The 6,218-nt window shown below is 64.7% G+C and carries 6 protein-coding genes; 4 read left to right on the forward strand and 2 right to left on the reverse strand.

Annotated features, from left to right (window positions below; translation table 11 throughout):
* Positions 1-361 (forward strand): YrhK family protein (locus tag AC3AYF_RS17050; RefSeq protein WP_487780065.1); only part of this gene is annotated, 361 nt, incomplete at its 5' end.
* A 110-nt stretch (positions 362-471) separates the two neighbouring features.
* Positions 472-1,899 (forward strand): amidase, encoded by a 1,428-nt coding sequence (locus AC3AYF_RS17055; protein WP_295036007.1) that lies wholly within the window; start codon positions 472-474, stop codon positions 1,897-1,899.
* Here AC3AYF_RS17055 and AC3AYF_RS17060 read toward each other — a convergent pair.
* Both AC3AYF_RS17060 and AC3AYF_RS17065 read right to left on the reverse strand, forming a co-directional pair.
* The gene (locus tag AC3AYF_RS17060) at positions 1,896-2,267 is read right to left on the reverse strand and encodes a DUF1428 domain-containing protein (protein WP_487780066.1); all 372 of its coding nucleotides are present in this window, start codon (positions 2,265-2,267) and stop codon (positions 1,896-1,898) included. The genes AC3AYF_RS17055 and AC3AYF_RS17060 overlap by 4 nt on opposite strands.
* A gap of 109 nt (positions 2,268-2,376) precedes the next feature.
* Positions 2,377-3,042 (reverse strand): glutathione S-transferase family protein, encoded by a 666-nt coding sequence (locus AC3AYF_RS17065; protein WP_487780067.1) that lies wholly within the window; start codon positions 3,040-3,042, stop codon positions 2,377-2,379.
* A 281-nt stretch (positions 3,043-3,323) separates the two neighbouring features.
* Between AC3AYF_RS17065 and AC3AYF_RS17070 the strand changes: the two genes are divergently transcribed.
* Both AC3AYF_RS17070 and AC3AYF_RS17075 read left to right on the forward strand, forming a co-directional pair.
* Entirely contained in the window at positions 3,324-5,033 is a 1,710-nt protein-coding gene (locus AC3AYF_RS17070) for a thiamine pyrophosphate-dependent enzyme (protein ID WP_295036010.1), read from the forward strand.
* A gap of 78 nt (positions 5,034-5,111) precedes the next feature.
* A complete protein-coding gene (locus tag AC3AYF_RS17075; RefSeq protein ID WP_295036011.1) occupies positions 5,112-6,041 on the forward strand; it encodes a DNA/RNA non-specific endonuclease in 930 nt (309 codons plus the stop codon).
* Positions 6,042-6,218 lie beyond the last annotated feature (177 nt).

Here is a 6,218-nt window from a genome sequence, read left to right on the forward strand (position 1 = left end):
CGATGCCCGTTCGGAGGTAGACGATGCCAACGCCAAGAGGCGGGGGCCCGACGCGAGGCGGGCCAACCGGTCCGCTGAGGGCAACCAGCGGTTGACGTTGCATTTCGGCCGCGACGAACTCGTCATCCGTCAGCGTTACGAAGTGCTGAGCATCGTCAACGATATTCTCATCGGGATCTGGTTCGTCATCGGCAGCTTCTTCTTTTTCTATGAATCACTCACCTACTACGGCACCTGGCTGTTCCTGATCGGCAGTATCGAGATGCTGATTCGGCCGGTCATTCGCCTGGCTCGCCGCTTGCATCTCCAGCGCATCAACGCCCATGCGACGTCACCGGCCGAGGCGGAACACGACTTCTGACCGAGCGACGGATCCCGACGATGCGCTGCCCAGCGACATTGCGCTCCGTCGCAATCGCCGACTAGCCTTGAACGAGGCACATTTCATACACCACAGGACGTGGAGCGATTGTGAACGGGACAGAGCCAGGGACAGATCTCGGCACCATGGACGCCGGAAAGCTCGAGCGGTTGTACCGGTCCGGCGAGGCCTCGCCGCTGGAGGCCACCCGGGCCTCGCTCGATCGGATCGAGCGGTTCAACGACGCGGTGAACGCTTATGTCCATGTCGATCACGAGGGTGCGGAGAAGGCCGCCAAGGCATCGGCCAGACGCTGGGGGCAGGGCAAGCCGCTGAGCGCCATCGACGGCATTCCGGTATCGATGAAGGATCTGGCCGAAGTGGCCGGCATGCCGGCCCGCGGCGGTTCGTTGACCTCGTCGGCGGCGTCGTGCGACGAGGACTGTCCGCCGGCGCGCATGCTCCGGGAAGCGGGCGCCGTAATTCTCGGCAAGACCAATACGCCGGAATTCGGCTGGAAGGCGGTCACCGACAACCGGGTTTTCGGTGCCACCTGCAATCCCTGGGACACGCGCCTGACCCCGGGTGGTTCCTCGGGTGGGGCGGCGGCCGCGGCCGCGCTCAACATGGGAGTGCTGCACCAGGGCGGAGACTCCGGCGGCTCGATACGGATCCCCGCCGCCTTCACCGGTGTGTTCGGGTTCAAGCCAACCTACGGATGGACGCCGCAGTGGCCGCCAGCCACCGAACCCTCGCTGTCTCATATCGGTCCGCTGACGCGTAGCGTCGAAGACGCCGTGCGCATGCTCAACGTCATCGGTCGCTATGACTATCGCGACCCCTACGCCACCCGTGGCCAGCCGAACGACTGGGGCGCGGACATGGACCAGGATCTGCGCGGGCTGCGTATCGCCTATTCGCCGACGCTGGGCTACGCCGAGGTCGATGAGCAGATCGCGGCCCGCGTTCGCGAGGCGGCCCGCAATCTGGAACAGCTGGGGGCGGAAGTCGAGGAGGTGCATCCTGGCTTCGAGTCGCCGATCGATATCTTCCAGAAGCTCTGGTTCACCGCCTCGCTGGATTTCTGGTCGCAGTGCAGCGAGCGGGAGCGTGAGCAGCTGGACCCCGGACTGGTCGACAATGCCCGGACCGCCCAGCAGTGGAGCGCGCTCGACCTGTTCCAGGCGCTGGGTCGCCGGGCCAATTTCACCGAGGGCCTGGAGCGCTTCAACCAGCGATACCATCTACTGATGACGCCGACGGTACCCATCGAGCCGTTTGCAGTGGGGCATGAAGTGCCGCCGGGCAGCGGCATGCGCGACTGGGAGGAGTGGGCGCCGTTCTCCTACCCGTTCAACCTGAGCCAGCAGCCGGCGGCCTCCGTGCCCTGCGGTTTCACCGAATCCGGCCTGCCGGTCGGCTTTCAGCTCGCCGGTGGCAAGCACGACGACGTGCGCGTGCTGCGCGCCTGCCACGCCTACATGCAGGCGCATCCGCCGCGGTTCCCCCGCGTACCCGATCCGGCGGAGATGGCTTAGGTCGCGCTATCGTCCCGATACCGATCGAGAAATGGCGTGAACCCGGCCCAGATCATGCGTTTGCCGTCGAAGGGCAAGTCGGCGGGCATCTTGAAACGCTCGTCGCCCTGCATGCGTTGCGCGGCGGTCTCGCAGGTGGATTTATCGGGCCACTCGATCCATGAAAAAACGATCTGCTCATCCGCCTGGGCGGCAACGGAGCGCTTGAAATCGGTGACCTTGCCGTCCGGCACGTCCTCGCCCCAGGCCTCGACGATGCGTATGGCGCCCTGCTCGAGAAAGAAGGTCGCGGCTTTCTCGGCCAGTGCGTGATACGCATCGCGTTTGTCACGGTCCACGGGTACCACGAACCCCTGTACATAGTGCATCTCTTTCCCTCCACGTGTTTTTTGGCCGGCCATCGCTCGCCTCGCCGCCTGGCCCGCCCCGTCGTGAGCGCTCGGCCGTAGCGCCAGATCTCTCGATATCCTGGTGTCGTCAGCCGGAAACGGGCGCATTCTCGTCGAATACGCGCAGTTGAGCCCGCAGGGCGCGACCGAAGGCCGGTCGTTCGCTGCATCGCCTCACGTAGGCGTCGAGAGCAGGGCGCTCCACGAGCAGTTCGGTATGATCGAGAATGCGCAGCACAGTGGTCATCATCAGGTCGGCGACGCTGAATTCTTCGACCAGATAGGTCCGTTCGCCCAGGACGCGCGCCAGGTCGTCGAGTCGATCGACGACATTGCCCAGCACGAACTCACGATGACGTGCCCTGACCGTCTCGTCCTCGACAAAAAAATCCAGTTCGGCCAGCGCCATGATCGGGGGTTCGACGCCGTTCAGGCCGGCGAACAACCAGCGGAGGGTCTGATCCCGCCGGCGCGGAACTCGAGAGAGTAACGGTTCGTACTGTTCCGCGATCTTGAGCACGATGGCGCCTGACTCGAACATGGCTTCGCCATCCACTTCGATCACAGGCACCTGCCCGAAGGGTTGCCGACACAGATAGGTCGCGCTCCGTTTCTCGACGAAGTCGATGGCCTCGGTCTCGTAGGGCAGGCCGGCTTCCTCCAGGGCCCAGCGGACCCGCAGGTCGCGAACCTTGCCGCGGGCGAAATCGGGCACCCAGCGAAACGCGCTGACTCGAATACGGCTTCCCAGCATGACCTTCACCCCCCGAGGATTCCGCCCTTCGTCCGGTTGTTCAGTAATAGGTCATGTTCCAAAAGAAGACTGCTACGACTTTGGTCATCCGAACGATGCCTGTTCGATGCGTCGGACGAATCGGCGATGGCGGACTACGCTTGAACAGGGGGCGCAAGATGCGCCACTACTAATCCGTTTGTCTTTTCACCGCCCAGTCCATCGGGCCTTGTCCCGGCGGCGTCGCCGAGGCCCTCTATCGGGCCTCGAGGCGATCCCCCGCCCGCGAAAGGAGTCGCTCCATGAGCCAGAACGTCGCCGAAATCATCGTCGAAACCCTCTCCAGTGCCGGCGCGAAACGTTGCTACGGCGTGGTGGGGGACACCATCAACCACTTCACCGACGCCATCCGCCGCAGCGATCTCGAATGGGTTCATGTCCGCCACGAGGAAGTCGGCGGTTTCGCCGCGGGCGGCGAGGCCTACATGACCCGGGAGCTGGCGCTGTGCGCCGGTACCTGCGGGCCGGGCACGCTGCACTTCGTCAACGGTCTGTTCGAGGCGCATCGCAGCGGTTCCCCGGTGGTGCTGATCGCCTCCCATGTCGGCACCGCCGATACTGGCATCGGCTTCCCCCAGGATGTCGATCCCAAGCCGATCTACGCACAGTACAGCGTCTTCTGCGAGACGATCATCAACCCCGATCAGGCGCGCAGGATGACGGCGCTGGCGGCGCAGGCGGCGTTGGCCGAAAACGGCGTCGCGGTACTGGTCGTGCACGGCGACCTGTTCACCCAGAAGCCGAGCCAGGACCTGCCCTACCGGGCGCACCGTTTCGACCCGATCACCCGGCCCAACGCCGAGGAACTGGTGCCGGCGATCAAGGCGCTCAACGCCGGCGGCAAGATATCCATCTTCGCGGGGGCCGGCTGCGAGCACGCCCGCAACGAGGTGATGGTGCTGGCGGCCAAGCTCAATGCGCCGGTGGCGTGGACCTCGCGGGCCAAGGACTTCATCGAACCCGACAATCCCTTCGAAGTCGGCATGACCGGGGTGTTCGGCCTGGCTGGCGGCTACCATGCCGTCGCCGACTGCGACACCTTGCTGCTGCTCGGCTGCAACTTCGCCTGGACGCAGTTCTATCCCGACAAGGCAACGATCATCCAGGTCGATATCGACCCGCAGCAGATCGGCAAGCGTCATCCGGTCGATATCGGGCTGCTCGGCAGCGTGCGCGACACCTGCGCCGCACTGGCCCAGATCGTCGACGAGCAGCACGACACGGCGTGGCTGGACCGGTGCCGCAAGAGCTATCGCAAGGCGTTGGAGCATGACGCCCACGAGTCCGGGGACGACGCGCTGATTCACCCGCAGGAGCTGACGCTGGCGCTGAACGAAGCCGCCCGAGACGATGCGTTCTTCACCGCCGATGGCGGCAGCCCGATGGTGTGGATGCTGCGTCATATCCGCACCAATGGAAAACGGCGCACGCTCTCCAGCCTGGTCCACGGCACCATGGCCAATGCCTATCCCCAGGCGATCGGCATACAGAAGGCGTTCCCCGGGCGTCAGGTCATCGCCATGTGCGGTGACGGCGGCATGACCATGCTGATGGGCGATCTGCTGACGCTGAAACAGGAGCAGATCCCGCTCAAGATCGTCGTCTTCAACAACAGTTCACTGGGCTTCGTCGAACTGGAGCAGAAGGTCGACGGCCTGCTGGACAGCTACACCGATCTCGACAATCCGGATTTCGGACTGCTGGCGCAGTCGATCGGCCTGTGGGGACGACGTGTCGAGCGCGAGCACGAACTCAAGCACGCCATTGCCGAGTGGCTGTCCCACCCGGGGCCGGCGATTCTCGACGTCAAGGTCAATCGCATGGAGCTGGTGATGCCGCCCAAGGTCGAGCCGGGGCAGGTCACCTCCACCGCACTCTACTCGGGCAAGGCCGTGCTCGACGGCCGCATGAGCGATGTCGTCGACTTGGTGAAGAGCAACTTCTGGAAGTGAGTCGTCGGCCTGTCAGGCGCTCAGGACGCTTGGCAGGCTGACGGTCGCCCACCATCGAACCCTGGAGATCGAAGTCCCATGCCTCACAAGGAATTTCGCCGTCCCGGCCTGCGCGACCTGCGTCGCCTCGCTGCCCCTGGCACCGACAGATCGACGCTGGCGGCGCCGTCGGTGAGCGCCGTCGCTACCGAGTCGCTGAGTGACCGACAAGGATACGACACCGCGTTTCTGGGCGACCTCGTGGTGCCACCGCCGGAGCCCGTCGGGGCGCGTGCGGAGGACGTGACGCCGGTGCCCGGACGTGACGACGGCCGGCTCGACTACACGCACTTCTCGGTGGTGATGTCGCGCTCCCGCAGGTTGGCGATCTTCACCGCCCTCAATCTCGATGGCAGCCGGCTCGAAAGTGTACCCAGACACAACGACAACTGGCGTTTCGATCCCCGAATCGACGAATCGCTTCAGGTCGGCGAATCGCTCTACGCGCGCAACCCGCTGGACCGGGGGCATCTGGTTCGCCGCACTTCGGCCAATTGGGGGCCGGAGGCCGAGCAGGCCAACGCCGACACCTTCCACTTCACCAACTGCACGCCGCAGATGGCGGGTTTCAACCAGCAGACCTGGCTGGGACTGGAAGATTATCTGCTGGAGAACGCCCGCGCCGACGAGCAGCGAATCACGGTTTTCACCGGCCCCGTGTTTCGGGACGACGACCGCCGCTACCGGGGCGTGAGAATCCCCGAGGCGTACTGGAAGGTGGTGGCCTTCATGGCGGATGGTCAACCCTCTGCCACGGCTTACATGATCGAGCAGGCCGAGGAGCTCGAAGGGCTCGGCTTCATGTTCGGGCAGTACAGGACCTACCAGCGCAGCGTGGCCCGGATCGGGGAGCTGGCCGGGCTCGACTTCGGCAACCTGGTCGAATTCGACGGGTTCTCCAACGAGGAGCGCGAGACAGGCACACGGATCGAGACGGAGATTCGCGGGCCCTCGGACATTCTCGTCTAGGGGCTGCGGCGAACCGCCGCTTGCGCTTGCCGACGCATCCCTTACCATGCTCATTATCTCGGCGCTGGACGCCACTGGCTCGATGGGTATGGCGTTCTCATGAATGTATCGCACTTCGCAAGTTTCAACGTGGCGGGGGGCATCGGCATGCTCTGCGCCACGCTGATTCAGGAGCTG

The organism is Salinicola sp. (assembly GCF_982684285.1).